Annotated in this window: 24 protein-coding genes and 1 pseudogene; 9 read left to right on the top strand and 16 right to left on the bottom strand. The window is 64.4% G+C overall.

The window, feature by feature from the left end; all coding sequences use genetic code 11:
• Positions 1 to 47 precede the first annotated feature (47 nt).
• A complete protein-coding gene (locus tag VSR72_RS00125; protein ID WP_342950386.1) occupies positions 48 to 926 on the top strand; it encodes a LysR family transcriptional regulator in 879 nt (292 codons plus the stop codon).
• Positions 927 to 934: 8 nt separating this feature from the next.
• Here VSR72_RS00125 and VSR72_RS00120 read toward each other — a convergent pair whose 3' ends face one another.
• Entirely contained in the window at positions 935 to 1,432 is a 498-nt protein-coding gene (locus tag VSR72_RS00120; protein ID WP_342950385.1) for a DUF523 domain-containing protein, read from the bottom strand.
• 64 nt (positions 1,433 to 1,496) lie between these two features.
• Positions 1,497 to 3,530: an NADPH-dependent 2,4-dienoyl-CoA reductase gene (locus VSR72_RS00115; protein ID WP_342950384.1), complete on the bottom strand. Its 2,034-nt coding sequence runs from the start codon at positions 3,528 to 3,530 to the stop codon at positions 1,497 to 1,499.
• 198 nt (positions 3,531 to 3,728) lie between these two features.
• On the opposite strand from VSR72_RS00115, the gene VSR72_RS00110 reads away from it, so the two are divergent.
• From VSR72_RS00110 to VSR72_RS00100, 3 genes are all read left to right on the top strand, one after another.
• Positions 3,729 to 4,223 carry a MarR family transcriptional regulator gene (locus VSR72_RS00110; RefSeq protein ID WP_342950383.1) on the top strand — a complete coding sequence of 165 codons (495 nt, stop codon included), beginning with the start codon at positions 3,729 to 3,731 and terminating at the stop codon, positions 4,221 to 4,223.
• Between the two features lie 241 nt (positions 4,224 to 4,464).
• Positions 4,465 to 4,689, top strand: coding sequence for a hypothetical protein (locus VSR72_RS00105; protein WP_342950382.1), 225 nt, complete (start codon positions 4,465 to 4,467; stop codon positions 4,687 to 4,689).
• Positions 4,690 to 4,887: 198 nt separating this feature from the next.
• Positions 4,888 to 5,424, top strand: coding sequence for a cysteine hydrolase family protein (locus tag VSR72_RS00100; protein WP_342950381.1), 537 nt, complete (start codon positions 4,888 to 4,890; stop codon positions 5,422 to 5,424).
• Positions 5,425 to 5,446: 22 nt separating this feature from the next.
• Here VSR72_RS00100 and VSR72_RS00095 read toward each other — a convergent pair whose 3' ends face one another.
• The 3 genes from VSR72_RS00095 to VSR72_RS00085 form a co-directional block, all read right to left on the bottom strand.
• On the bottom strand, positions 5,447 to 6,460 hold the full coding sequence (locus VSR72_RS00095) for a zinc-binding alcohol dehydrogenase family protein (RefSeq protein ID WP_342950380.1): 1,014 nt from the start codon (positions 6,458 to 6,460) through the stop codon (positions 5,447 to 5,449).
• A gap of 19 nt (positions 6,461 to 6,479) precedes the next feature.
• A complete protein-coding gene (locus VSR72_RS00090; protein ID WP_342950379.1) occupies positions 6,480 to 6,836 on the bottom strand; it encodes an antibiotic biosynthesis monooxygenase in 357 nt (118 codons plus the stop codon).
• Positions 6,837 to 7,003: 167 nt separating this feature from the next.
• Positions 7,004 to 7,903: a LysR family transcriptional regulator gene (locus tag VSR72_RS00085; protein WP_342950378.1), complete on the bottom strand. Its 900-nt coding sequence runs from the start codon at positions 7,901 to 7,903 to the stop codon at positions 7,004 to 7,006.
• A gap of 194 nt (positions 7,904 to 8,097) precedes the next feature.
• On the opposite strand from VSR72_RS00085, the gene VSR72_RS00080 reads away from it, so the two are divergent.
• Entirely contained in the window at positions 8,098 to 8,952 is an 855-nt protein-coding gene (locus VSR72_RS00080; protein WP_342950377.1) for a DUF1989 domain-containing protein, read from the top strand.
• Positions 8,953 to 8,961: 9 nt separating this feature from the next.
• Here the strand turns inward: VSR72_RS00080 and VSR72_RS00075 are convergent, their stop codons facing one another.
• The 5 genes from VSR72_RS00075 to VSR72_RS00055 all read right to left on the bottom strand — a co-directional run bounded on the left by VSR72_RS00075 (position 8,962) and on the right by VSR72_RS00055 (position 12,312).
• Positions 8,962 to 9,243, bottom strand: coding sequence for a response regulator (locus VSR72_RS00075; RefSeq protein WP_342950376.1), 282 nt, complete (start codon positions 9,241 to 9,243; stop codon positions 8,962 to 8,964).
• Between the two features lie 131 nt (positions 9,244 to 9,374).
• On the bottom strand, positions 9,375 to 9,812 hold the full coding sequence (locus tag VSR72_RS00070; protein ID WP_342950375.1) for an AraC family transcriptional regulator: 438 nt from the start codon (positions 9,810 to 9,812) through the stop codon (positions 9,375 to 9,377).
• A gap of 315 nt (positions 9,813 to 10,127) precedes the next feature.
• The gene (locus VSR72_RS00065; protein WP_342950374.1) at positions 10,128 to 10,565 is read right to left on the bottom strand and encodes a PRC-barrel domain-containing protein; all 438 of its coding nucleotides are present in this window, start codon (positions 10,563 to 10,565) and stop codon (positions 10,128 to 10,130) included.
• 151 nt (positions 10,566 to 10,716) lie between these two features.
• Positions 10,717 to 11,640: a LysR substrate-binding domain-containing protein gene (locus tag VSR72_RS00060; RefSeq protein ID WP_342950373.1), complete on the bottom strand. Its 924-nt coding sequence runs from the start codon at positions 11,638 to 11,640 to the stop codon at positions 10,717 to 10,719.
• Between the two features lie 99 nt (positions 11,641 to 11,739).
• A complete protein-coding gene (locus VSR72_RS00055; RefSeq protein WP_342950372.1) occupies positions 11,740 to 12,312 on the bottom strand; it encodes an ester cyclase in 573 nt (190 codons plus the stop codon).
• Positions 12,313 to 12,689: 377 nt separating this feature from the next.
• On the opposite strand from VSR72_RS00055, the gene VSR72_RS00050 reads away from it, so the two are divergent.
• A complete protein-coding gene (locus VSR72_RS00050) occupies positions 12,690 to 13,481 on the top strand; it encodes an aldolase/citrate lyase family protein (protein ID WP_342950371.1) in 792 nt (263 codons plus the stop codon).
• Between the two features lie 23 nt (positions 13,482 to 13,504).
• Here the strand turns inward: VSR72_RS00050 and VSR72_RS00045 are convergent, their stop codons facing one another.
• Entirely contained in the window at positions 13,505 to 14,410 is a 906-nt protein-coding gene (locus tag VSR72_RS00045) for a LysR family transcriptional regulator (RefSeq protein WP_342950370.1), read from the bottom strand.
• Positions 14,411 to 14,511: 101 nt separating this feature from the next.
• Between VSR72_RS00045 and VSR72_RS00040 the strand changes: the two genes are divergently transcribed.
• Positions 14,512 to 15,501: a zinc-dependent alcohol dehydrogenase family protein gene (locus VSR72_RS00040; protein ID WP_342950369.1), complete on the top strand. Its 990-nt coding sequence runs from the start codon at positions 14,512 to 14,514 to the stop codon at positions 15,499 to 15,501.
• 24 nt (positions 15,502 to 15,525) lie between these two features.
• On the opposite strand, the gene VSR72_RS00035 is transcribed toward VSR72_RS00040, so the two are convergent.
• Complete coding sequence (locus tag VSR72_RS00035) at positions 15,526 to 15,951, bottom strand: transcriptional repressor (protein ID WP_342950368.1); 426 nt, start codon at positions 15,949 to 15,951, stop codon at positions 15,526 to 15,528.
• A 174-nt stretch (positions 15,952 to 16,125) separates the two neighbouring features.
• Here VSR72_RS00035 and VSR72_RS00030 point away from each other — a divergent pair, with 174 nt between their 5' ends.
• The gene (locus VSR72_RS00030; protein ID WP_342950367.1) at positions 16,126 to 17,328 is read left to right on the top strand and encodes a polysaccharide pyruvyl transferase family protein; all 1,203 of its coding nucleotides are present in this window, start codon (positions 16,126 to 16,128) and stop codon (positions 17,326 to 17,328) included.
• 69 nt (positions 17,329 to 17,397) lie between these two features.
• Here the strand turns inward: VSR72_RS00030 and VSR72_RS00025 are convergent, their stop codons facing one another.
• Entirely contained in the window at positions 17,398 to 20,271 is a 2,874-nt protein-coding gene (locus tag VSR72_RS00025) for an autotransporter outer membrane beta-barrel domain-containing protein (protein ID WP_342950366.1), read from the bottom strand.
• A 738-nt stretch (positions 20,272 to 21,009) separates the two neighbouring features.
• Positions 21,010 to 21,840, bottom strand: a complete 831-nt coding sequence (locus VSR72_RS00020; protein ID WP_342950365.1) for an intradiol ring-cleavage dioxygenase — start codon at positions 21,838 to 21,840, stop codon at positions 21,010 to 21,012.
• Between the two features lie 400 nt (positions 21,841 to 22,240).
• Here VSR72_RS00020 and VSR72_RS00015 point away from each other — a divergent pair, with 400 nt between their 5' ends.
• A complete protein-coding gene (locus VSR72_RS00015; protein WP_342950972.1) occupies positions 22,241 to 23,389 on the top strand; it encodes a branched-chain amino acid ABC transporter substrate-binding protein in 1,149 nt (382 codons plus the stop codon).
• A 79-nt stretch (positions 23,390 to 23,468) separates the two neighbouring features.
• Here VSR72_RS00015 and VSR72_RS00010 read toward each other — a convergent pair whose 3' ends face one another.
• Together VSR72_RS00010 and VSR72_RS00005 are read right to left on the bottom strand one after the other, a co-directional pair.
• Complete coding sequence (locus VSR72_RS00010) at positions 23,469 to 24,605, bottom strand: porin (protein WP_342950364.1); 1,137 nt, start codon at positions 24,603 to 24,605, stop codon at positions 23,469 to 23,471.
• A gap of 198 nt (positions 24,606 to 24,803) precedes the next feature.
• A pseudogene (locus VSR72_RS00005) lies at positions 24,804 to 25,535 on the bottom strand (MFS transporter); the annotation flags it as partial.
• Positions 25,536 to 25,661: the final 126 nt, after the last annotated feature.

Genomic DNA, 25,661 nt, shown 5'->3' with positions numbered 1-25,661 from the left:
AACGATGATAAATTGCGCCCTGCCCCAGAAAAACTTATGGTTCGATCATGCGACCGCATCTGCCCCTTAATGCCTTGCGCGCCTTCGAATCGTCAGCGCGGCACTTGAGCTTCACGCGCGCGGCGAGCGAGCTGAACGTCACCCAGGCCGCCGTGAGCCAGCAGGTCCGCATGCTCGAGGAGCGGCTCGGCGCGACGCTCTTCAAGCGCCTGCCGCGCGGCCTTGCGATCACCGACGAAGGTCTCGCGCTGCGCCCCGTGCTCACGGACGCGTTCGATCGCATCGAAGCCGTGCTGCGTCAGTTCGAGGGCGGCCACTTTCACGAGGTGCTGACCGTGGGAGCGGTGGGGACCTTCGCGGTGGGATGGTTGATGCCGCGCCTGAAGTCGTTTCACGACGCGCATCCGTTCGTCGAGCTGCGCATCATGACGAACAACAATCTGGTTGATCTCGCGGGCGAAGGGCTCGACTTCGCCATTCGGTTCGGTGACGGCACCTGGCCCGGCTCGCGCGCCGCGAAGCTGTTCGACGCGCCGCTCGCCGCGCTCTGCACGCCCGATATCGCGCAACGTCTGCGCACGCCCGCCGATCTCGCCAACGAAAAACTCCTGCGCTCGTATCGCGCCGACGACTGGGCGCTCTGGTTCGAAGTCGCCGGTCTTGCGCCGCGCCCGGTGCGCGGGCCCGTGTTCGATTCGTCGCGGCTCATGGTCGAAGCGGCGATGCAAGGCGCGGGCATCGCGCTCGCCCCGGTTTCGATGTTCGAACGCGATCTCGCGGCGGGCAGGCTCGTGCGGCCTTTCGATATCGAAGTGCAGGCGGGCAGCTACTGGCTCACGTCGCAAAAGGGGAAAGCGGCGACGCCCGCCATGCGCGCGTTCAATCAGTGGATCGTGAAGGAAGCCGGCAGCGGCGAGAATGCGTGAACGTCGTGTTACGCGCTGGCTTGCAAGAGCCGCGCGTGAAGCGCGTCGATTTCCGTTTCCGCAAAAACTTCGATGCCGTGCTGGCGCAGCAACGTAGTCGTCACGCCTGCGCCCGCGTGTTTGTGGCCCGCGAAGCTGCCGTCGTAAATGGCGCGGCTGCCGCATGAAGGACTGCCGTCCACGAGCAAAGCGAAGCGGCAATCGTGTGTGAGCGCGAGTTCGAGCGCCACGTGTGCGCCGCGCACGAATTGCGCGGTGACGTCCTCGCCGCGCACGTCGATCACGCGTGCGGCGCCTGCCAGCACGGCGCCGCCTGATGCGGCATCTGCGATCTCCGCGGGCGGCCTTGGCACGCCGAACCCGCCAGCCACTTCAGGGCAAACCGGCACGAGGCGCTCCTCGCGCTGCCACTGCTCGATCAGTGCGTGCGCAACGGTTTTCGCCGAGCCGTTGTAACGGACCGGACGGCCGAGCAGGCAAGCGCTAACGAGGATGTTTGGGAGCATGCGGGGTACTTCTTGACTGGATTGCAGGACCCCCCTCATTTTACGCGGCCCAAGCCCGGCAACCTCACACCATCATCGCCAGCCGCGTGGCCTGATCGATCGCGCGCAGCGCGTCCAGTTCGGCGGCGACATCGGCGCCGCCTATCACCTTCGGTTTCGCGCCGCGCGCAACGAGTTCATCGTAGAGCGTGCGATTCGAACGCTGCCCCGCGCACAGCACGACATGATCAACGGCGAGCACATGCGGCTTGCCATCCACGCGATAGTGCAGACCGTCGTCGTCGATCGCGTCGTACGTCACGCCCGACGTCATCATCACGTTCGCCTTGCGCAAGCGCGCCTTCAAGATCCATCCCGTCGATTTGCCGAGCCCCTTGCCGAGCGGCTCCGCCTTTCGCTGGAACATATGGACGCTGCGGCGCGGCGCGCGATGGCCGTCGATACGCATGAGGCCGCCTGCATCCGCGTTTGCGGGATCGACGCCCCACGCACGGAAAAACACGCTACGGTCCAGCGATTCCTGCGCATCGCCCAGCAGATACTCGGCCACGTCGAAGCCGATGCCGCCCGCGCCGATGATCGCCACGCGCGCGCCCACTTCGACCTTGCCCGTGAGCACGTCGATATACGACACCGCCTTCGCATGATCGACGCCGACGATATCGGGCACGCGCGGCGTCACGCCCGTCGCGATGACGATCTCGTCGAACGCCCCGCTTGCGAGTGCTTCCGCGGTGGCCGTCTCTCCCAGCCGCACCGAAACGTCAAGGCGCTTTAACCGCACCTCGAAATAGCGCAGCATCTCGTGAAACTCGGCTTTGCCGGGCACGACCTTCGCCAGATTCAACTGGCCGCCGAGCCGCGCATGGACTTCGAACAACGTCACCTGATGGCCGCGTTCGGCAGCGTTGATCGCGAACGCCATACCGGCCGGCCCGCCGCCCACGACTGCGATGCGCTTGGGCTGCAAGGCCTTGCCCACCGCGAATTCGATCTCGCGCCCCGCGCGCGGGTTGACGAGGCACGTAGCAGTGCGTTCCGTGAAAATGCGGTCGAGGCAGGCCTGGTTGCAGCCGATGCAGGTGTTGATTTCGTCGGCCAAACCAAGCCGCGTTTTCTTCGCGAATTCCGGGTCGGCGAGCAGCGGGCGCGCCATCGAAACGAGATCGGCCACGCCCGAGGCGATCAGTTCTTCCGCGACCTGGGGCGTGTTGATGCGGTTCGACGCCATCACCGGAATCGACACGGCCTGCTTGACGTTGCGAATCGCGTCGCGCCAGGCCGCGCGCGGCACGCACGCGGCAATGGTCGGCACCGCCGATTCGTGCCAGCCCACACCCGTGTTGATGAGGTCCGCGCCGGCCGCTTCGATCTCTTTCGCGAACGCCGCGACCTCGGCGCCGTTCATGCCGCCTTCCACGAGGTCAATGGAAGAGATGCGATAGATCAGCATGGGCTCGCGGCCCACTTGCGCGCGCACGGCGCGCACGATGTCGAGCGCAAAACGGATGCGGCCTGCGAAGCTCCCGCCGAATTCGTCGTCGCGCGCGTTGGTGAGCGCGGCCGTGAACTCGTTGATCAGATAGCCTTCCGAGCCCATGATCTCCACGCCGTCGTAGCCGGCCTCGACCGCCAGCGCCGCGGTGCGGGCGAAATCGGCGACGGTCGCGCGCACGTCCTCCGTGCTGAGCGCGCGCGGCGCGTAGGCGTTGATTCTCGCCTTCGCGGATGTGGGCCCCACGCACTCCGGCACCTTCGCATAGCGCCCCGCGTGGAGGATCTGCAGCACGATCTTGCCTCCCGCTTCATGCACGGCGTGCGTCACGGCACGATGCTCGTCGATCTGCTCCGCGCGATTGAAGAGCGGGCCGCCCGCCTCCATCACGCCTTCGGGATTCGGCGCGAAACCGCCGCTCAGGATCAAGCCGATCTCCCCGGCCGCGCGCGCCGCGTAGAACGCGGCGAGGCGCTCGTGCGGGCGGTCGAGCGTTTCGAGCCGCGTGTGCATCGCGCCCATCACCATGCGGTTGGGCAACAGCGTCGCGCCAATACGCAGAGGGCTCAAAAGCGGGGTCGAAAGCCGGTCAAAGGTCGCCATGGGGTGTCTCTTGATATTCTCGTGCGTCGTTCCCACACTCTAGGCGAGCCCTCTAATTACGTCAACATCATGATATAAATTGAGGGTGTGAGGAGGGGTATTGCCCAAATGGACGGCACGCCCACTTCCCTTCATTATTTTCGTATCAGGTATTTGTCTCATTGCCCGCCATGCTCACGCGGGGACCGCAAGGCGCCCATGACCCAGAACGACCCTTCGTACGACCAATCCGTTTCGTCCATTCACAACCGCCTGTTCTTCCGGTTGTTCCAGGCGGGCAACACGCTCGACCGGCAGACGACCAAGGCACTCGGCATCACGACCGTGCAGTGGTCGGTGCTGGGCGCGCTGTCGCGTCCGCAAGTTGCAGAGGGGATGTCGTTTTCCGAACTGGCCGACTATCTCGTGGTGAGCCGCCAGAGCCTGGATGGCGTGCTCAAGCGCCTGGAGCGCGACGAGCACGTGCTGCGCGTGGCCGACACCGTGGACCGGCGCGCCAAAAAAGTCGTGCTCACCGAGCAAGGCAAGGTGTTCTGGGAGAGCCTGCAGCCGAAAATCTACGAGTTCTATCGCCAGGCGCTCGCGAGCTTTCGCTTCGACGACAAGGTTTCGCTCGTGCACTTCCTGAATCAGCTGAACAAGGGCATGGACGAGATCGACCCGGGCGAACAGACGCCGGGCGAGCCGGAGTGAATGCGCCGGCGCGCTTTCATATCGTGCAATGCGCGCCCGGTGGGTGCAAATTCCGCCTTTTCGAATGCGGCCCGCAATTGCACATGGAAGGACACCTTCTCTTATCGTGAAAGACATCAGATAAGCCATTGACCAACAAGGGAATTCCAGCGCCGGAAACCAGCAAGGAAGTCGTCTTTCCCTGCGATAGACTGAATCCAACGACGCTTCTTATTCGCTTGTTATTCAATGGAGACTCATCATGGACGTGTATATCGAACCGTTGCCGAGGGGCCAGTGGGGGCCAATCGATGGCTATGCCCTGGAGTTCGCGGACGGCAGCAAGTTCGCCGAGAACATCTTCCGCTCGGAGCGCCTCGCGATCAGCGAGATCCTGCTGCGGGGCTATAAGCCGCTGCTCGCCAAGGTCCGCATTACGGACAAGGACGCGAACGGGCACTGGCAGCGCCCTGAAAATTCGCGTTGACGCCTCACACCGCCTCCTGCATGATCGATCTCATGAACGCGCACATGCTCACCACGACGACTACCACGACCGCTTCAGGCGGGTCGTGAGTTCGGTGCGCGCGCGTTAGATTTCGTATCGATCACAAGGCCCCGCCAGCAATGGACGGGGCCTTGTCGTTTCTCCGTCCGTTGCGGGCGCAACAACCGGAGAACCATCATGCCCAGCCTCGCTCGCGCCCTTCTCGTCATCGACATGCAGGAAGGCTTGTTCAACGGCCCGAATGCGCCGTTTGAGGGACAGCGCGTGCTCGCCAATATCAAGCAACTGATTGCCGAGGCGCGCAAGGCTCGCGCGCCGGTCTTCGCGGCGCGCCACGTCGGGCCGCCGGGCTCGCCCATCGAGCCGGGTAGTCCGCTCACGCAATTGCTGCCGGCGCTCGCCATCGACGCGAACATCGACAGCGTGTTCGAAAAGCGCCGCCCAAGCTGCTTTTCCGGCACCGATCTCGCGCAACGACTCGCGCGGGCCAACGTGGGCGAACTCGTCATCGCGGGCATGCAGACGGAGTATTGCGTGGATTCCACCTGCCGCGCCGCGGGCGACCTCGGCTTCAAGGCGCTGCTCGTCGCGGACGCTCACACGACCATGAATACGCCCGTGCTGAGCGCCGCGTCGATCATCGAGCACCACAACCGCACCTTGAGCGGCCCGTTCGTCAAGCTCGTGAGCACTGCCGCCTGTGCGTTCGAATGACGTGCGCCAGCCGCGCCGTTGTTTAAAAGCCTTCGAGCACGAGCTTGCCGCGCGAGCGGTTGGTTTCCACGAGTTCGTGCGCCCGGCGCAGGTTCGCTGCGTTGATGGTTCCAAAACTTTCGTTGAGCGTCGTGCGCAACACGCCCTCGTCGATGAGCGAAGCCATGCGGTCGAGCAGGCGGTGCAGGCGAATCTGGTCCTTCGTGCCGAACATCGAGCGCGTGTACATGAATTCCCAATGCAGCGCCACGCTCTTCGTCTTGAGCTTGCGGAAATCGAACAGCTCGGGGTCGTCGATCAGCGCGAGATGCCCCTGCGGATTGATCGAGGCGACGATCTCGTCGAAGTGAAGATCGGTCTGGTTCAGGCTCGCGATATAGTCCACGCCTTCCATGCCGATACGCTTGAGCTCCTGCGAAAGCGGCTTCGTATGATCGATGACGTGATGCGCGCCCAGTTCGCTCACCCACTTCGACGTTTCGGGCCGCGACGCCGTGCCGATCACCGTGAGGCCCGTGAGCTTGCGCGCCAATTGTACGAGCACCGAGCCCACGCCGCCCGCCGCGCCGATCACGAGCAGCGAGTCGCCGGAAGGCACCGTGCCCTCGGGCACCTTGAGGCGATCGAACAGCAATTCCCACGCAGTGATGGAGGTGAGCGGCAACGCGGCCGCTTCGGCGAAATTCAGGCTTTGCGGCATGCGGCCCACGATGCGCTCGTCCACCACGTGCAGCTCGCTGTTGGTGCCGGGGCGCAGCAGCGAGCCCGCGTACCATACGCGCTCGCCCGGCTTGAAGAGCGTCACGTCGCGGCCCACGGCGCGCACAATGCCGCTTGCGTCCCAGCCGATCACTTTCGGCTGGCCGTTCTCGGGCGCCATGCGTGCACGCACCTTCACGTCGACCGGATTGACCGACACCGCGTGCACTTCAACGAGCAGATCGCGCGGGCCCGGCTGCGGGTCGGGCAGTTCGAGATCGATCAACGATTCAGGGTCGCTGATGGGGAGATTGCGGTAGTAACCAATCGCTTTCATCGTGAATACCTCCAGACAGTCAAATTGCGGGAAACCGGCTCGGCTGCGCGAGCGGCTCGAAGTGGTAAAGGTCGGGGTCCGCCGAGAAGTACGGCCACAGCGCGTGCAGAAAGGTCTGGAAATCGCCGTGCATCATGAAGGCGCTCTGCGCGTCGAGGCTTTCCCACTCCACTTCCAGCACGTAGCAGCCTTCGTCTTCGCACTGCGGACCCAGACGGTGCCCGCGATAGCCCGGCCTGTTCGTGAGCAGCGGGCATACGCGCAACCATGCCGCCTCGAAATGCGAAATCCTGTCTGCTCGCAGGTAAAAGCGGCCTATCGCGACGATCATCGAAGCCTCCGTGCCGTTCGTGTTGTACGAATGATCGGCCGGCACGATCGGTGCGCATAGCGGCAAACGGCGAATTCAGCTTCAAAGCTGCTTTGAAGATCGCTCGGGCGGCGGCGGTGGGAAACGCGCGTGCAGAGCCGGCCCGATGGCGCACAGGCCAGCGAGCGGGCCGATTAGCGGGCTTACTACCGGGCCAACTGCGGAATCACACGTCAGGCGAGATACGCGGCAATGCGATCGCGCAGCAAATCGCGCAGTGCGTTGACGGTTGGCGAGAGCATCGTGCGGTGGGCGCACACGAGATGCAGCGGCGCGCCTTCGCCATGAAACGCGTCGAGCGCGGTTTCGAGGCGGCCGGCCTTGATATCGGCGAGCACATCCAGACGCGACTTGTACGCAAGCCCATGCCCCGCCACGGCCCAGCGGCGCACGAGTTCGCCGTCGTTGGTGTTGCGGTTGCCGAGCACGTTCACGACGCTCGCTTCGTCGCCGCGATAAAAGGTCCAGCGGTCGTGGAGCGTGTCGCTCAGCGCGAAGCGCAGGCAGTTGTGGCGCGAGAGATCGGCGGGCGTGGCGGGTTTGCCGTGACGCGCGAAATAGCTGGGCGCGGCGCACAGCACGCGCCGGTTGTCGGGCGCGAGCGGCAGCGCGACGAGGGAGGAGTCTTCGGGCACGCCGTAGCGAACCGCCACGGCCACCGGCGAGCGGAACATATCGGTCACGTTGTCGCCAATGTGCACCTGAAACGACACCGCGGGATGCTGCGCCTGGAAGTCGTCGAGCCAGGGCGCGAGCACGTTGCGCCCGAGGTCGGAGGGAATCGACAGCGAAACGGTGCCGCCGATCATCTTGCGCCCATGCGCCACGGCGTTCTGGCCGGCCTCCACCTGCTCCATGACGCCGCGCGCGTATTCGAGGTAGCGTTCGCCGTCCGGCGTGAGCCGCAGGCTGCGCGTGGAGCGCGCGAGCAGGCGCGTGCCGAGTTCGGTTTCGAGCCGCTTGAGACCCGCGCTCGCCACGGCGGGCGTGAGATCGAGCTGGCGCGCGGCGGCCGAAAGGCTCCCGTTGTCCGCCGCACTGATAAAGATGACGAGGTCTTCCAGTCTGATCATGTACCGTCGTGTCTCGTTGGGCCGCGGGCGCTCGACAGTCGGGCGCCGCGGTCATGGAGTAAGCGAACTGTACACGAAGCCATCGCGCCGCAGTCTTGAATCAGATCGGCGTCGATTTCACGAAGCGGACCGGAGTTCTATACTCCACAATTGGAAACTGCAGGTCGTTCACGTTCATACAGGAGTACGAGGCAATGCTGAACTATCCCGCCGCCTACCAGTCGACCAAGGGCTCCGCGCTCGACGTGAACAAGCCCTTTTACCGCCGCATCGCGCAACAGCAGGACCAGCGCGAGCTGATCGAATCGATCGTCGTGCCCATCCGCTCGGGCGAGGCGTGGAGCGTCCCCGCCGGGCACGTGTTCCGCATCGTGACGATCGAGGGGCCGCAGGTGGCCGACCTCAATCTGTGGAACCGGCACGACCCGCGCGAACGCATGTGGGCTTCGCGCACGCGCCAGCTCCAGCAGGCGCACGTGAGCACCTACGACCGCCTGTGGTCCACGCTGCCCTTCCTGCGTCCACTAGTCACCATCACCGACGACAGCCTCGCCGGCTACGGCGTGGACGAGCACGGCGGGCGCGTTCACGATCTGCTAGGCACGCGCTGCGACCCCTACGTCAACCGCATGCTGACCGGCGAGGACTTTCACTTCCACTGCCACTCGAATCTCACGCGCGCCATTGCGCCCTACGGGCTCACCGAATACGACGTGCACGACGTGCTCAACGTGTTCCAGTGCACCGGCCTGAATCTGGAAGACAAGTATTTCATGAAGGCCTGCCCGGCGAAGAAGGGCGACTACCTGGAGTTTTTTGCCGAGATCGACCTGCTGTGCGCGCTTTCGACCTGCCCCGGCGGCGACCTCTCGCTACCGATGTGGGGACCCGATGCACGCGACCCGCTGGAAGTCTGCCGGCCGCTCGGCATCGAGATCTATCGGCTGGCGCCCGCGCTGCTGGAAGGCTGGTCTTCGCCGCCTGTCGCCGAGTATCGCGGCCTGCACGGCATGGCGTTGCAGCAGCCGGACTGGAAGTGCGGCTGCTGAATGCGACCACTACGGCGCGCCGAGCGTGCGCGTGAGCCAGCCGGCCATTAGCGCGAGGTCGAACGGCTTTTGCAGCAGCGCAAGGGCGCCCGCCGCGGCCACGCGTTGCTCCAGTTCCAGCGTGGCAAACGCGGTGATGAACACCATCGGCGAACAGCAGCCGTTGGCCAGCAGCCTGCGATGCAGTTCGATACCCGACATGCCCGGCATGCGGACATCGGCGATCAGGAAGGCGATGTCGCGCACGCGCGCCGCGTCGAGCAGCGCGTGTGCGCAATCGAAGCCGTGCACGCGTCACCCCGCGGAGCGCAGAAAACTCGACAACGCGAGCCGCACGGCCTCGTCGTCATCCACGATGCAAACGATCTTTTCAGTGTGCAAGGCAAGACCCTCCGGCGAGACGAAGAGACGCTACCTCGCGGCTATTCCACAGCAAGCGCGCTGGCAGCCGCCGCCCCGGTCTCGCGGCAGATGCGCCGCCACTGCCCAGTCGGCATGCCAAAGCGAGCGGAGAATGCACGCGTGAGATGGCTCTGGTCGGCAAAGCCGCACGCGGCCGCGACCTGGGCGAGCGAGAGGCGCGCGTCGCGCATGAGATGCATGGCGCCCTTCAGACGCTCCGAAACGAGCCAGCGGTGCGGCGTCGTGCCCGTCGACTCGCGAAAAGCGCGCACGAAGTGATTGACCGATAGTTCGCACTGCGCAGCAACGTTGTCCAGGCCAATCTCGCCGTGCATGTGCTCGAGCATATAGTCCTTCGCCCGCCGCAACTGCCACGGCGCGAGCGCGCCGCGCGGCGGCGGCTTGCCCGGCGCGCGCTTGCCGTAGGTGCTCGACACGTGTTCGTGCAGCGCGAGCACGAGATGGCGCGTGTAGTCGGCGCTCGCGCTGTGCGTGCCGATGGCCTCTCTGGTTCAATGCGGTCAACCGGGAGAGGCGCGTTGCAGCGCGCACGAGTCCTCAGTGAACGCCTCGCACACGATACAAGCCATCCTGGGCCCAACATAATAGGTCCAAACCGGGTTCGCGGGAGGTTGGGATTCGCGCGTTCAGGGCACGACAGAAGCGGCCGATTACCGTGAGGAAAACCGTCGCTCAAAAAGCCGTCGGACCATGTGCCCACCTTGGGTGGTCGCATGGCCCGACGGCGTACAGCGGGTGCGGCTATTTGCGGCTTAATGCTGCTGATCGACCTTCTTCGGCTTCGGCGGCGACTCGACCTTCGCGTACTGGAACGCGGGCGTGGCCTTCAGCGCGTCCTTGGTTGCGCCGGGCAGATAGAGATTGCCCTGGCGCACGTCGAGCGATGCGATGGGCACGGCCACGTCGTGCGAGCCGACGCCGAGGAAACCGCCCGCCGAGACGATGGCCGCGGAAACCGAGCCGTCCGGCGCCACGATCAGGTCGCGCACGGTGCCGATCTTCACGTTGTCGTCGTTATAAACGGGCTTGCCGAGCACGCTCTTCTTCACGCTCCAGCCTTCGAGCAGCGCCTGCGACTGCTCGACCGAAACGCTCAAGGTCTGCGTGCCCGCGACCTGGGCATTCGCGCTGGCACTGGCCAGCACGGCGCTGAATACGGCTACGGCCAACATCGTCTTGCGGAAAAGCATTTTGTTTCGCTCCTGTATTCCGGTGATTTCGCCGCGCAGGTCGTTGCATGTCAGTGCGAGACTGCAGGCGGGATGTCATGGTAGCCGGTATGGCGCGGCGCTGCGCTCAAGCTGTTTGCGCACGAGCAATAGCGAACCAGAAAGGGACGCCCTAGCGCAAATAAGCCGCCAACCCTTCCGATGCTTCACCGAAGCGTTGCTCGAGAAAGTCGAGCAACGTGCGCACGCGCGGCGCCATATAGGGCGTGCGTTGAAAAAGCGCGTTCACGGGCACGTCCGGGCTGCGCCACTCCGGCAAGAGCAGCTTGAGCCGGCCCGCCTGCAAATCCGCGCCGATGTCCCAGATCGACTTCATCACCACGCCGCGCCCTTCGATCGCCCACTCGCGCGCAAGCGAGCCGTCATTGGTCTGGCGCGAACGTTCGAGCGGCGCTGAAAAGAGCGCAGATTCTTCGCCGCGCGCGAAGCGCCAGTTGTTCGCCACGCCCGCCGCCGAGGCAAGCACGATGAATTCGTGTTCGCGCAATTCGTCGGGGTGGCGCGGCATGCCATGCGCCGTGATGTAGTCGGGCGAGGCGCACAACGCGCGGCGATTGTCGGCCATGCGTTTGGCGACCATCGAACTATCGGCCGGCACGCCAAAGCGAATCGCGAGATCGATGTCGTCTTGCAGCAGGTGCGAGAGCGAATCGGAGAGCACGAGCGTGAGCGTGACGTTCGGATGATGCTCGTTGAATTCGTCGAGCCAGTAGCGCAGCACGGAGCGCCCGAAGTCGGAGGTGGCCGACACGCGCAGCGCACCGCTCACCGAAGCGCGCCCCGCTTGCAGCGCCGCGCGCGCGTCTTCGAGCGTTTGCAGCGCGTGCTGGCAATGTGCGAGATACATGCGGCCTTCGTCGGTCAAACGCAGTTTGCGCGTGGAGCGCTCGAACAACTGCGTGTGCAGCTCGCCTTCGAGCTTCACGAGTCTCGCGCTCGCCGCGGCGGGCGAAAGCCCAAGCTTTCTGCCCGCGGCCGAGAGGCTGCCATGGCTGGCTGCTTCGACGAAAAGGCGAATATCTCCGAGATTGTCCATGGCCGCGCGTAGCGATGAAGGTGACAGCGATGGTAGCGCCAATCGACTACGAGGCCTACTAGGCCCGCGAAGCGAGCACGAAGCGAGCGCGCGGCGCGCTTATTTCGCCACCACGCCCAATTGCTGCAGGAACGTGAGGTTGTCTTCGAGGTGCCAGTTGTCGGTGATCTTGCCGTCGCGGATGCGGTAGATGTCCGTGGCGATGAAGTCCACCGGCTGGCCCTTGCCCTGCACGCCGTTGAACGTGCCTGTGAAATGGCCCGTGAAGTGCAGATGGGTGACCACGCGGTCGCCCGTCACGATCATCTGTTCGACGTCGGCGTGCACGTCGGGCACCGCGCCGTGGAACACCTTCGAAGCCGCGAGCGGCCCCGCCACGCCTTGCGCACGGCCGGCGGGCAGCGTGCGGTCCGTGAAGTCGGCGGCGAGCGCTTCGCGGGCCTGCGCTTCGTCGCCCGTGCTCCAGAAGGTGTCGTAAAGGCGCGCTGCGCGAATCTGCTGTTGCACCTGATGTTTGGGCAAGCTCTTGTCGACGATGAGTTGTTGCGGCTGCACGAGGTTGTCGTTCGTCGCGGCGGTGGCAGGCACCGCGATGCCGAGCAAAGCGGCGGCGGCGGAGAGCGTGGCGACAGAGGCGCGGGCGATTGCGGAGAAAGCGGTTTGCGTGTTCATGTCAGGCTCCTTGAATGCGTGAATGTCGTGTGCGATGTTTCGGTTGAAAGCGGTGTTGCCTGGTTGCGAAAATCGAATCTGGCGTTCAGCAGACGCATTTAGTTCGGACTTCGTATCATGCGCAGTGGCGCCACGAGAATGCGAAGTTGCCTGGTTGTCGCCGATGAAGCGGTGGAACCGCGCTGCCAATGGAGCTATTTTGCTTACCGCCGCGCCAATTGATAATAGGTCCCGTTCTTGAATGATTTTCAAGCGGCACAAAAAGATCGCTTGAAAACCGGCGTTTGTTTGCTAACGACCTCGTTTGAACTCGACCGCTGCTTTTCGCCTACATTGAGAGCGCTTGCGTTGCTTTTGTCTGGCTCCTGGAGAACGACATGTCCGCCCTGCCCGCCCGCCACAATCACGCCAAGGCCAGGCTCGCGGCCGGCGAAAGCCTGACCGCCTTCATGGTCGAGTTGCCGAGTGTGGGGCTCGTGCAGGTACTCGCGGCAAGTGGCGTAGATGTGCTGATCTTCGACATGGAGCACGGCCCGATCGACATGCAAAGCCTCCACGCCATGGTGGCCGCCACCCGCGGCACGCCGGTCACTCCCATCGTGCGGATTCCGTGGACCGAGCCCTGGCTCGTGAAGACGGCGCTGGAAACGGGCGCCATGGGCATCAACTTCCCGATGATTTCCACGCCCGAACTCGCGCGCAAGGCGAGCGAGTCGCTGCGCTATCCGCCCAACGGCTCGCGCGGCTTCGCGCCCTCGCTTGCCGCCGCGCGCTGGGGCGTGAGCGGCCCCGAGTACATTCGCGCCGCGGATTCGGAACTGCTCAACGTCATCACGATCGAGGACGCACAATCCGTCGAGCAGCTCGACGAGATTCTCGCGGTGCCTGGTATCGACGTGGCGGCAATCGCCTCGTTCGATCTTTCGATGAGCCTTGGCGTGCCGGGCCAGTTCGATCACCCTGACGTGCAGGCCCTCGTGCGCAAGGCCGAGGACAAAGTGCGCCGCGCGGGCACGCCGCTGGGCGGCGTCGCGCTCGACGCGCAAACGGCGCAGAAAAAGCGTGCTGCGGGCTACCGCATGTTGCTGCTCGCGTTCGATGTGATGATGATCGAGCAGGCGGCGCGCGGCATCGTACAAGCAGCGGCGGCGCCCGTGGATCAGGGCTAGTGCGTTTCGCGCGGCCGCCCCCCTCACTCCATCATCGCCGGCAACGCCTGCGCAAGTTCCTCCACCGCCAGCCGCACCCGCATCGGCACGTGCGGCGTACGCAGCCATACCGCGTAAGCATCGTAAAGATAACCTCGTTGCGCGGGCAACAACTCTACAAGCACGCCTTCATGGACTCGTTCGCGCACGAGCCAGAACGGCAGCCATCCGAGGCCTTCTCCCGCCGCTACGGCGTCGGCGATCGCGGCCAGATCGTCCAGTCGAACGCGGTTGGGCGGCGTGATCTCGACGCTCGGCTCGCCCTCAGCCTCACCGGTAAAGCGCCACGGCGGCACGCGGCCCGAGCGGCGATACATGATTGCTTGATGCTGAGCGAGATCGTCGAGCGTTTCGGGCCGTCCATGCGCCGCGAGCCACGCGGGCGACGCACACACCGTCATGCGCTGCCGCGCCACGCGGCGTGCGACGAGGTCGGCGCTGTCTTCCAGCGCGCCCGTGCGGATCGCGAAGTCATAGCCATCGTCGGCCAGATCGACGAAGCGATCGTTCATCGAGAGATCGAGTTCGATGCCCGGATAGCGGCGCGCGAAACGCATGAGCACGGGCATCGCGCAATGCCGCCCGAAATGCACCGGCATGGCGATGCGCAAGCGACCGCGCGGCTCGCCCAACTGGTCGGCGGCGAGCGCGTCGGCGGCGTCGGCTTCCGCGAGGATCAGCTTGCAGCGCTCGTAGTAAGCGCGGCCGAACGCCGTCACGCTTTGGCGCCGCGTGGTCCGGTTGATGAGCCGCACGGCCAGGCGCGCCTCGAGCCATTGCACATGTTTGCCAACCATCGGCGCGGAGAGGTCCAGCGCCTGCGCGGCTGCCGCAAACGACCCCAGATCCACGGCTTTCACGAACACTTGCATGCTGGTCAAGCGGTCCATATTCGAAACCATCCGTTACGAGTGTCGATGCCGATTCGCAATTTATCGCCGAATCATCGCCAGGTACAGTGGATTCGTTCCAATCGTTCAGGAGTCGGCATATGGCGCGCGTCGTTCGTTTTCATCGGCATGGCGGCCCCGAAGTGCTGCGCATCGAGGCGGTCGAGCTTGCGCCGCCCGGCGAGGGCGAGGTCGCGATACGGGTCAAGGCGCTCGGGCTCAACCGGGCGGAAGCGCTCATGCGCGCGGGTAGGTATATCGAAACGCCCGCGTTGCCGTCGGGAATCGGGCTGGAGGCGGCTGGGGTGGTGGAAGCCGTTGGGGAAGGCGTCACGTCGCTCGCGCCTGGCGACGCGGTGAGCCTCATTCCGCCAATCTCGATGGCGCGCTGGCCCGTTCACGGCGAGCGCGTGAATTTCCCTGCGCAATGCGTGGCGCGGCATCCGTCTTCGCTGGGTTGGGAGCAGGCAGCGGCGCTCTGGATGGCGTATCTCACCGCCTATGGCGCGCTCGTGGAAATCGGGGGGCTTCAGCGCGGCGAGGTCGTGGTCATTACGGCGGCATCGAGCAGCGTTGGATTGGCCGCGATCCAGATAGCGAACCGCATCGGCGCGACGCCGGTCGCCGTTACGCGAACGTCAGCCAAGCGGCGCGCGTTGATCGAAGCGGGCGCCGCGCACGTGATCGCCACTCACGAAGAAGACCTGGCCGCGCGGCTCGCGGCCATCACCGCGAACGAAGGGGCGCGCGTCGTGCTCGACGCAATCGGCGGTTCACTGTTCGAGCCGCTCACGGCTTCGATGTCGCGCGGCGGCCTGTTGATCGAATACGGCGGACTGAGCGGTGAGCCCACGCCCTTTCCCTTGCCCGCGGTCTTGCGCAAAACGCTGACGCTGCGCGGCTACCTGGTGCATGAGGTCATTGGCAATCCTGATTGGCTGGAGCGCGCCAAAGCCTTCATTCGGGACGGCGTGGAAGCGGGCGCGCTACGGCCCGTGATAGCGAAGACGTTTCCCTTCGAGCAGATCGTCGAAGCGCACCGCTATCTGGAGTCGAACGAGCAGTTCGGGAAGGTTGTCGTCACGCTGTGAACCTGGCGCCGATAGCGCGCCGGTTCACGACGTAGCCGCGGCGCACTGGGCGCAAAGCCCGAAAACAACGAGACTCGAACGCGTATACCGAAAGCGCTGCGCCGTCGCGATGGCGGCGTGCTGTTCCTGCAGCGTGGGCTCGTCGATGTCGACCACGGTCTTGCAGCTCTCGCACACGAGGTGCGCGTGCGGCGCGCCACGCCCCAGTTCGTACACCACGCGCGTTTCACCAACCCACGTGCTGTCGAGCAGTGACGATTCCATCAGTTGCGCAAGCGCGCGATACACGCTCGCCAGGCTGCATTGCTCCACATCTTTTGCAATGCGGCGAAAGACCTGGTCGGCGGTCAGGTGCTCGTGCGGCGCTTCATGAAACACCTTCAGCACGGCCACGCGGCTGGACGTAGGGCGCAGGCGCGCGCTCTTCAGTTCGGAGTAGACCGTTCTCATACGCGGGGAAAAAACACGTCGGCAAGGCCGACAGTTTCCCCGAGAATGCTTAAGGTTTCCTTATGTCAGTAACGGCGGCGCGTAGCCGTCCCCCGCTTCATGCTGCAGCGCCATATAGTCTGCAAATGATTGGGAAGTGGCGGATATTGAACAGATGCACGAAATGAGGCCCACATGGCTGCCACGCCCACGGTGATCTTCGGCGCGTTCGACCGGCACAACTTCGGCGATCTGCTGATCGCGCAGGTCGTGGCGCGCATGCTGCCTCGCCACGAACTGCTGTTTGCCGGGCTCGCGGCGCGCGATCCGCACGGCGATGGCGGACCGCCTGCCGTCACGCTCGCGCGTATCGCCGCATTCGCGCACGGCCGCGCCGTGAATGTGATTCACGCAGGCGGCGAGCTGCTGACCTGCAATGCGTGGGAGGCCGCCGTGATGCTCGCGCCGCCACAGCGCGTGCCGGCGCTCATTGCCGCCGAGGGTGAATGGCTGCGCGACGGGCGCGCGTGGGCGCAAAAACATGTAGGCGTGACGTCGCTCGCGCCGTATGCGCTTTCGAAGACCGCGTTGCCCGGCGTGCGCGTCAAGCGTCTATCGTTCAACGCAGTGGGAGGCGTCGATCTGGACACGCACGATGCCCAGATGGGCGCCGACGTGCTCGCCGCGCTGCGATCCGCGGACTGGGTGAGCGTGCGCGACTGTCGAACCCAGGCGCTGCTCGCAGAACGGGGCGTCGAGGCACGCCTGATACCGGACCCCGCCGCAATGACGGCTGTCCTGTTCGGCACGACGATACGCCGGCACGCCGCAAACCTCGCGTTGCACGGCGTGCGGCGAGCGTTCCCGCAAGGCTATGCAGCCGTGCAATTCAGCGCCGACTTCGGCGACGACGCAACGCTCGATATGCTAGCCGCCCAGCTTGAACGCGTGGCGCACACGCGCGGCCTGGGTATTGTGCTGTTTCGCGCGGGCGCCGCCCCCTGGCACGATGACCTGGCCGTGTACGAACGGCTCGCGACACGATTGCGCGCGGATCAGGTTCGCGTGTTCGCGTCGCTGAATATTTGGGACATCTGTGCGTTGATCGCCGGAAGCCGAATATATTGCGGCAGCAGCCTTCACGGTCGCATCGTCGCGATGGCGTACGCGCTTCCACGCATCAATATCAGTCATCCTGATCATTCTTTCGAGCGAAGCAAGCATGCGGCTTACGTGCGGACATGGGAGGCAGCGGGTCTCGTCGGCATTGTGCATCCGGGGAATCTAGCCGACGCGGTTGCCGGTGAACTCGCAACCGATCGCGAAACACTGCGCGAAACCGCACTCGCGCTCGCACGGCGGTATCGGATGGAGTTCGGGACCTTGAGCGCTGCATGATCGTGCCCAGGAACCGTCGTCTCCCAAAGACATCGACGGCCCCCGGTCACGTTCATGTGACAACGAGCATTACCAGCTAAACCGGTAGCCAGCCTGGCCGAACACATTGCGGCGATATTCGCCGCCCAGGCTGTGTTCGTATTTCACGTTCGCGTACACCTCGGAACGCTTGCCGAAGCTGCCCGTGATACCAAAGCCCACGGCGTACCAGGTCTTTTGCAACGCGTTGTCGAATGGCGTACCGCCAACCGTGGCCTGCCCCGGCGAGAAGAAGTCGTGCAGCACGTCTGCCGTGAAATACGGCGTCACGCTCGACGTCTTCGAGTCGTTGTTCAGGTTCGCGCTGAACAGCCGGAAGCCGAGGCGGCCGCGCAATGCGTTCGTCGTGTTCGAACCCACAGGCGCGATGCCATCGTCGAAGCCATTCAGGTGCAGGTACTGATAGAGCAGTTGCGCCTGAGGCTCGATCGCTATGCCCGTCGAGCCGAGCGCGAACGGCTTGCCGATTTCGCCTGAAGCGCCGGCGCCGAAGCCGTTCTGGCTCGCGCCGCCGCCGAAGACGTCGCCGTATCGGTTGTGATAGTGCGTCAGTTGGCCGACGCCGTCGAAGTACGTGCCGTCGGGCAGATACTTCGTCCAGTAGCCGCCGAACGATTGCGCCTGCGTTTCGACGCTGCCCGTCGAACCGGACATGCCTGCAAGGCTTCGCGCGCTATCGGCGAAGGTCGCCGACGTGGAGCCGATCGTGATCATCGCGCCCGTATGCGTGCTGCCGCCGTTGGCGTCGCGCGAGAGCGTCCAGTCCCGGCCGAACTGCGCGAAGAAGGTACGCTCGTCGGTGGAGAAGCGGTCGCCTGCGTCGGCGTCGAGATTCTGTCCGCCTATGCGGCCCCATACGCCATTGCTGTGCGCGGGTTGTGCCGCGTCGGCGCTCGCTACGTCACCGACGCGCTCGTGCAGGCGGTCGAGAATGCTGAAGCCGTAGTCCGCGTTGAGCAACGGCGTAACGGAGTAGCCGACCACGGCGGGACGATAGGCAACCGGGCCTGTCGCCGCGGCGCTCGTGGTTGGCGCGGTCGTCGGGTTCAAAGGATCCGCGGGTGTCGTCTGTGCTGCTTCGAGTTGCGAGCGCAGATACCAGTTGTTGGCGTCCGTGGTCCCGCCCTGGTACAGCAGGTATTGATACGCGCCCGCCTGAATGGGTGCCGCCAGGTGGAAGCTGTTCGCGGCCGACGTGCCGTTGACCTGCACAAGCTGAATGCCATCGCCTGTGGTCTGCGCGCCCGTACCCGACTGGTTCACCTTGATGGCGGTGGTACCGCTTGCGTTCCCGCCCACGACGAGCCGGTCGGTCTGCGATGACGCGCCGCCCGCGTTGAGCAGCGTATTGAGCACGACGAGGCCGTTCGCGCCGGTGTAGTTGCCCGCGACGTTCAGTACGTTGCCGATGGTGCCCGATGCCGCCGCGAGGTTAACGACGCCCGCGTTGCTCAGACTGCCGCCGATGCTGAATGTACCGCTGCTCGCCGATGCAAACGCAGCCAGCGCATTCGCGGCCGCCACCGTGCCGCTGTTGTTCACCGAGCCCGAAACGGTGCCGTAGCCGCCGAGTGTTGCACCCGTGGCGACGGTCGTGAGACCCGAGGCGATGGAGGCGTTGGTGTGCGCGGCATCGCCGATAGCGAGCGTGCCGGTGAGCACGTTCGTTTCGCCGGTATAGGTATTCGCGGCTGTAAGGATCGTGGTACCGGAGCCAACCTGATTTACGGCACCGGTACCGCTCACCAGATTGTCGAAGGCGAACACATCGCTGCGGTCGAACGCGAGCGTCGCGTTATCGGTGATGTTTCCGATGACACTGCCGCTCGTGCCGCCATTGCCGATCTGCAGCGTGCCTTGCTGAATCGACCACGGCGTGGTGGCGGTGCCCGTGCCGGTGAGCGCCCAGGTGCTGGTGCCGGTTTTCTGGAGGACGTTGAAGTTCTGGTACTGCGCGGCGGGGCCGATGGACGAGACGTCGAAGACATCGTTCGCGGTGCCGCCCAACGTGAGCGTGTTCGTTGACGACGGCATTGCGAAGACCGTGCCAATGATTTTCGATCCCGCCTGCAGTTCGAGGGAGAGCGGAGCGTCCACGCCCGCGGTTGGCATACGGATCGCGACGGTTTGGTCTGTGCCGGCCTGGATCGTGCCGCTGTTGACCAGATCGACACCCGTCGATGCCGTGATTGCGACTGCGCCATTGCCACCAACAATCGTCCCTGTGTTCACGATGGACATGGGAATGGAATTGACGCGAACGTAGATGGCTGCGTTGCCCGCCCTGGTTCCCGTCAGGTCGGAACCGCCGCGAATCGTACCGTTGTTGATCAACGTGGCGCCCTGGAGTCCGTAGCTCAAGCCGTAGCCTGATGTTCCCGTTCCATCGATGTTGTCGCCACCTGCAATGGTGCCGTTGTTGGTCAGCGTAGCGCCACGGCCAATCTGGACGCCTGTCCCGGCAGCTCCGGTGGCGGAAGAATTGCCGCCCTTGAGCGTGCCGTTGTTGACGAATGTTACGGCAGACAGAATCGCGCCGTATCCACCGCTTCGGCCTGCCGCTGCCGCGCCCCCCGTCATCGTCCCGTTGTTCACGGCGGTCGTGGACGCACCTGTCACCTGAATCGGGGTAGCCGATGTCACAGTGGTTTGCGGCGTGCCAACGAACGTGCCGTCAAACGTCAGCGAAGGCCCCGACAAGGCCAGGTTGATGCCCGTCAACGTGAAACCTAGCGTGTCGAGCGTGATCGCAACAGTTGACGTCAGAGTCGTCGCAGCCGTAAAGCTGGCTCCCAACTGGATGACCGTGGGGGTGTTCGCCGCGCTGATCGCCGCGCTCAGTTGCCCCTGGTTACTCACAATGGTAGGCGTGGCGTGGCTTACACCGGGCAGCGTGCCGGCCACTGCAAGCGCAAGACACGAGAGGGTGAATAACTCACCTCGATTTCCGCGTCCAAGCCGCCTTATATCCGAACAGCCGTCAATATTATTTCCCGCCGCCGAGCCGTCGACGCCCGCCCGCATTCCCCGAAACTTCAATTCCCCACCTCACGTGTGATTACTGACTGCAATTTCCTGAAAACTTTGCGGCGCGAAAGATATCAGAAGAATTGGTAAGGTTTACGTCGCAAAATGGGCGATGCAGCGGCCACGCAACAGTGCATGCGGGATGAGTAAATTAATACGGACTGGAGGAAGCGTATGCGACGAAACCCTTACACAGCGGTCGATACAGCGAGATTCCGGCACGTTGCGTGGACGGTTCGGGATAACCGCCACGCATATCGGGGCATACGAAATTGAATGTTACTGAACGCAATCGCGGCGAGTAATTCGACGCTTTTAGCGTTTTTTAGGTTTCGCGAAACCGTCGTTAAATGAAGTAGGCGAAATCCGCTTCGAAAATGCCTCTCGGGGAATTTACCTCTTGTTGCGCGCGCAACTATCAAGCGCCATTAATCATCATACGAATGTATGAGTGGACAAAATCAAATACTTATGAATACGCGTTTTGCGGCGTCAAATTGCGATTGAATCAAAAATTGAATAAGAATATCTCGCAAACACCGCGTGACGACGCCGCTCGCCGCGTAACCGAAGCCAACATCATCTACGGTCGCCAAGGAAACCGAATGAATTGAATCAGCTCGGGGCAGGCCCCGGAAACGGCTCAACCGCCTGCGGCTGCGCGTCCGGATCGACGACCGCGATCACACGTGCACGCAACCCATTCGCGCGCCCCACACCAGCGAACGAACTCACGCTTGCGATCATCGTCGAGCCGGACTGATTGACGAAAACCGGGTCTTCGCTCTGCGTGGTGCGCCGAATCGCGTGCTCGCGATACGGATTGCGTTGCATCAAATGCACCATCAGCGATTCGGGAAGGAACACCTGACCGACATGCGAAACATGCGTACGTTGCGATTGCGACGCGCTTGCCGTGCGGACTTTGAAATGAATATGGTTGGTGCGCCCCGGATAGTTGCCCGGCACGATGGTCTCGAACGTGACGATACCCGCGCGATCGGTGTGCTGAATGCCGCGCAGGAAGGTCTGGTGGTCAGTGGGCCGCGGCGCGGGTGGCGGACCCGCGTGCCAGCCAACGGGTGGGCGCGCAGGCCCCTTCGGATCGAAGTCCGGTGGAGGCGGGAGTTGCATCTGCGTGTAGCCCGAGTAAGCGCCCGCCGCATCGCATTGCCATATGTCGACCGCGGCGCCAATCAGCGGTGCGCACGTTCTTGCGTCGGTGAGCACGATGTCGAGCGTCAACGGCACGCCCGGCCTGCCCTCCCGAACGTCTCTACGCACGAGATCGCCGTCGATCCAATAGGGGCCGACTTCCTGTTCGGGCGTGAGCCGGCAAGGCGCGGCGCTCGCGAAGGCGGCGGGGCTCGCTTCGATGGTCGAAACGCTCGCGCCAACCGCGATCGTCAGTTTGATGAATTCTCGTCGTGACAGGCGTGATGTCATTGCTGTGCTGCATTGCGCGTAATGGCGGGACTCTACCGGAGCCGGCGCGCTGGGCGATTACATTTCTATTACGCCATATTTCGAGCCAGCAGGCGTATTTCTCCTGATTGCCTCGATTCAGCCGGCTGTGCAGAAATGCGCATGGAAACCGTCGCGAATGGTCAAGACGAAGCGATATTGGCTTCCTATAGTCGCTTTCAGCGCTTCGCACCAGCGCTTTTCGTGCGGAGCGGTTCGATCGATGCCACGCCCATTCTGGAGGAGCCCAACACGTAGTCGACGCGAACAAGAGAGCCGTGAACTGGCCGCCGCCCCGAACGCACCAGACGCTTAAATGGGCGAGCCCGGCCGGTATGCACGCCACAGCAGTAAACCCATGCTTGCCGACAAAGGAATCAACATGCGTTTTGCGAAGACTCTTACCCCTATCGCAGTTGCCGTTGGAGCACTTCTCGCTGTTGCACCGCTCGCCTCGCGCGCGGACACCGTCGTTAAAATCGGCTTTGCCGCGCCGCTCACCGGACCGAACGCCAATTACGGCAAGGACCTGGAAAACGGCGTGAAAATGGCCCTCGACGACGCCAAGGCGCAAGGCGTCAAGATCAACGGCCAGCCCGTCTCGTTCGAGCTCGTGGCCGAAGACGATCAGGCCGACCCGCGCGTGGGCGTGCAGGTCGCGCAAAAGCTCGTGGACGAAGGCGTTTCGGTCGTCGTCGGCCACTTCAACTCGGGCACGACCATTCCCGCTTCCGAGCTGTACGAAAAGGCTGGCCTGCCCGATATCGACCCCGCCGCCACGAACCCGGTCATCAGCGGCCGCGGCTTCAAGAACGTCTTCATGGTGATCTCGAGCGACGCGCAAAATGCGGGCACCGCGGGCGCGTATGCGGTCACGACGACGAAGGCCAAGCGCATCGCCGTGATCGACGACCGCACGGCGTTCGGCCAGGGCGAAGCCGACGAGTTCGTCAAGGCCGTGAAAGCGCACGGCGGCGAGATCGTCGACCGCGAGTACACGACGAACCAGGCGACGGACTTCAAGACGCAGCTCACCAACATCAAGAGCAAGAACCCCGATCTGATTTTCGTGGGCGCCCTCAATCCGCAGGCGGCCGGCATCATGAAGCAGATGGCCCAGCTCGGCATCAAGGCGCAGTACGTGGGCGGCGGCGGCGTGAAGGATGTGGACTTCATCAAGCTTGCGGGCGACGTGTCCGAAGGCGCGATGGCGTGGGAATACGGCCGTCCGCTCGACAGCACGCCGGTCGGCGCGAAGTTCGCCGATCGCTTCAAGCAGAAGTACGGCGTGGACGTGCTCTCGTATGCGCCGTTCGGCTACGACGCAGCGTGGGCCGCCATCAAGGCGATGCAGGCCGCCAATTCGACGAAGCCCGACGACTATCGCGCGAAGCTGCAAACCGCCAGCTTTGACGGCATCACCGGCGAGATCGGCTTCAACACGAATGGCTCGCTGAAGAACGGTTCGTCCACGGTCTATCAGGTGAAGAACGGCCAGTGGGTGACCGTCAAGACGGTGAGCGGTCTCTGATCGCTCGCGCGGGCCTCGCCGTTTCAGGCGAGGCCCGCGTGCAAAACGATGCATTGCACGGCCACTGGCAGCCGCATCCTCAGAAGCTATGCCGGATACCCGCCATGATCCCCAGTTGCCCCGTCCCCGGCGCGGGCGTCGTCCCGCCGCCGCCCTGGCTCACCGTATAAGCCGCCTTCGCGCTGTTCCACAAATACGCGCCCTGCAGATAAACGGCTGATCGCTTGGAGAGTTGATACGTGGTGCGCAGCGCCGCAATCGTGCCGCGTGTGTCGTGATCGCTATTGACGATGCGGTACACGCCGCCGTCGACGATAAAGGCCGCTGTCACCGGATACTGCGCCGTGAGATAGAACTGGTCCGAGTGCACGTTCGGCGTTTCAGCCGACACCGTGTCGACGCGCCTGCCCAGCCAGCCGCCGCCAATGCGCAGCGCGCCGATATGGCCATAGCCGTTGAGCTGGATGCGCACGTCGGTGTCGCCCGGGTTCGTCAGCGCGAAAGTCGGCGTGCCGTCGTACAGGTTCGCCGCGGCGCCTGGTCCGCCGCGTTGTTCGTCATAGGCAGCGGCGACGCCGTAGCCATTGCGGTCGTAGCGCAGCATCGCCGACCATTCGCGGCATGACTGCGCGCTGCCCGGCACGGGCCCCGCGCAGGTGCCCTGGCCCGGCGAGTTGCCGGTGCCCGCCGAATCGCGCCCGAACGACCACGTCGCGCCAAGCGTGACGCCCTCGTAGCTGCCTTTGTAGACGATCGTGTTGTCGCTGCGCGAGCTCGGAAGGTACTGGTCGAACGAAGCCGTGCCGCCGTAGATATCCGGTCCGAGCAAATCGGCGTCGGCGATCGCCCAGAACGTCATGGTGTACTGACGCCCGAACGTGAGGCTGCCATAGGGACTGTTCATGCCCAACCACGCCTGGCGCCCGAACATCCGGCCGCCCTGGTTCAGGGTGCCGCCGCGCATGTTGAAGCCGCTTTCCAGCGCGAAGATCGTGGACCACCCGCCACCCAGCCCCTCGCTGCCGCGCACGCCCCAGCGCGAAGGCATTTCGCCGGTGATGCCGGGCATACGCACTACGCTGTCGCCCGCCGCGTTCGCGTGCGAGACGTATTCGATGCCGGTGTCGACGATGCCGTAAAGCGTGACGCTGCTCTGCGCGAACGCCGACGCGCTGAGGCCCGCGCAAGCCAGCCCTGCTGCGATCCGAAGTTTCATGATCTCCGTGTTCTCCTGATGTTCCGGTCTCGCGGACTCGCCGCCAGCCGGACGTTGTTTTCGATTGAGCGCGCAAAAAGGCAACACGCAGCCACGTCGCCTCTTCTTTGCGCCGTTTTTTAGGACTCTTGATTGAACCGACTGGACGACCAGACGCGATGGCGCGCTTGCGCGCCGTCGTCCGGTCTCAGGAATGCGTCAAACCTGGCGCTGCCCCGCGCGTTTGGGAATATGACGGCCAACCAGGGCAAGCGCGATCAGCACCAGCGCCATGGCGGCGCCGAGCATGATCAGATAGCCCGACGCACCGCCTGCGGTAATCACCGCCGCGCCGGCAAACGCGCTCAGGATCGCGCCCACGCGGCCGAACGCCAGCGCCGAGGCCGTGCCCGTCGCACGTACGCCCGTTGGGTAGACATAGGCGCACAGCGCGTACATGGTCGATTGCACCGCGTTGACAAAAAGGCCGTGCAGGCCGAGGCCCGCAATGAGCAGGCCCGTGTGCTGGGTCGCGCCCACGCCGAGCATCACCCACGCGCTCGCCGCGCCGCCCGCGCAGCACAGCAGCAGCGGCCCGCGCGAGCCGAAGCGCGTAATCGCGAGCGCGCACAGCAATGCACCGATCACGCCCCCGAGGTTATAGGCGCTCAGCCCGTAGCCGGCGAGCGACACGCTCAGCCCTTCGCTCGTCAGCATGGCGGGCAGCCAGCTGAATGCGCTATACACGGCGAGCAGACACATGAAGAACGCCCACCAGATCGCCACGGTGTCGCGTGCGCGGCCATCGCGAAAGAGCGCCGTGAAGCCCACGTGCTTTTCGGCGCTTTGCTCGCGCGCGTCGGTGAACGCCGCGTCCGGCGCAACCTGGCGTGCCATGCGGCCCAGCAGGCGCACCAGTTCGGGCCAGCGCTTCGGCCGGCGTGCGAGAAAGTCAGTATGACTCCCGTGAGGTAGAGGCTGGCCTGCCGCGCGGCATCAAACGCGGGTTAGCATGTCTGCCAGAGCCGCACGGTGCGGACAGGGCCGCACCCGGCGATTTCCGACACGGAGGCCAGC

It is taken from the genome of Paraburkholderia sp. JHI869 (assembly GCF_038900775.1).
Lineage (GTDB): Bacteria > Pseudomonadota > Gammaproteobacteria > Burkholderiales > Burkholderiaceae > Paraburkholderia.
The sequence above is the reverse complement of the archived record's forward strand: the minus strand, read 5'-3'. Positions and strand labels throughout refer to the sequence as shown.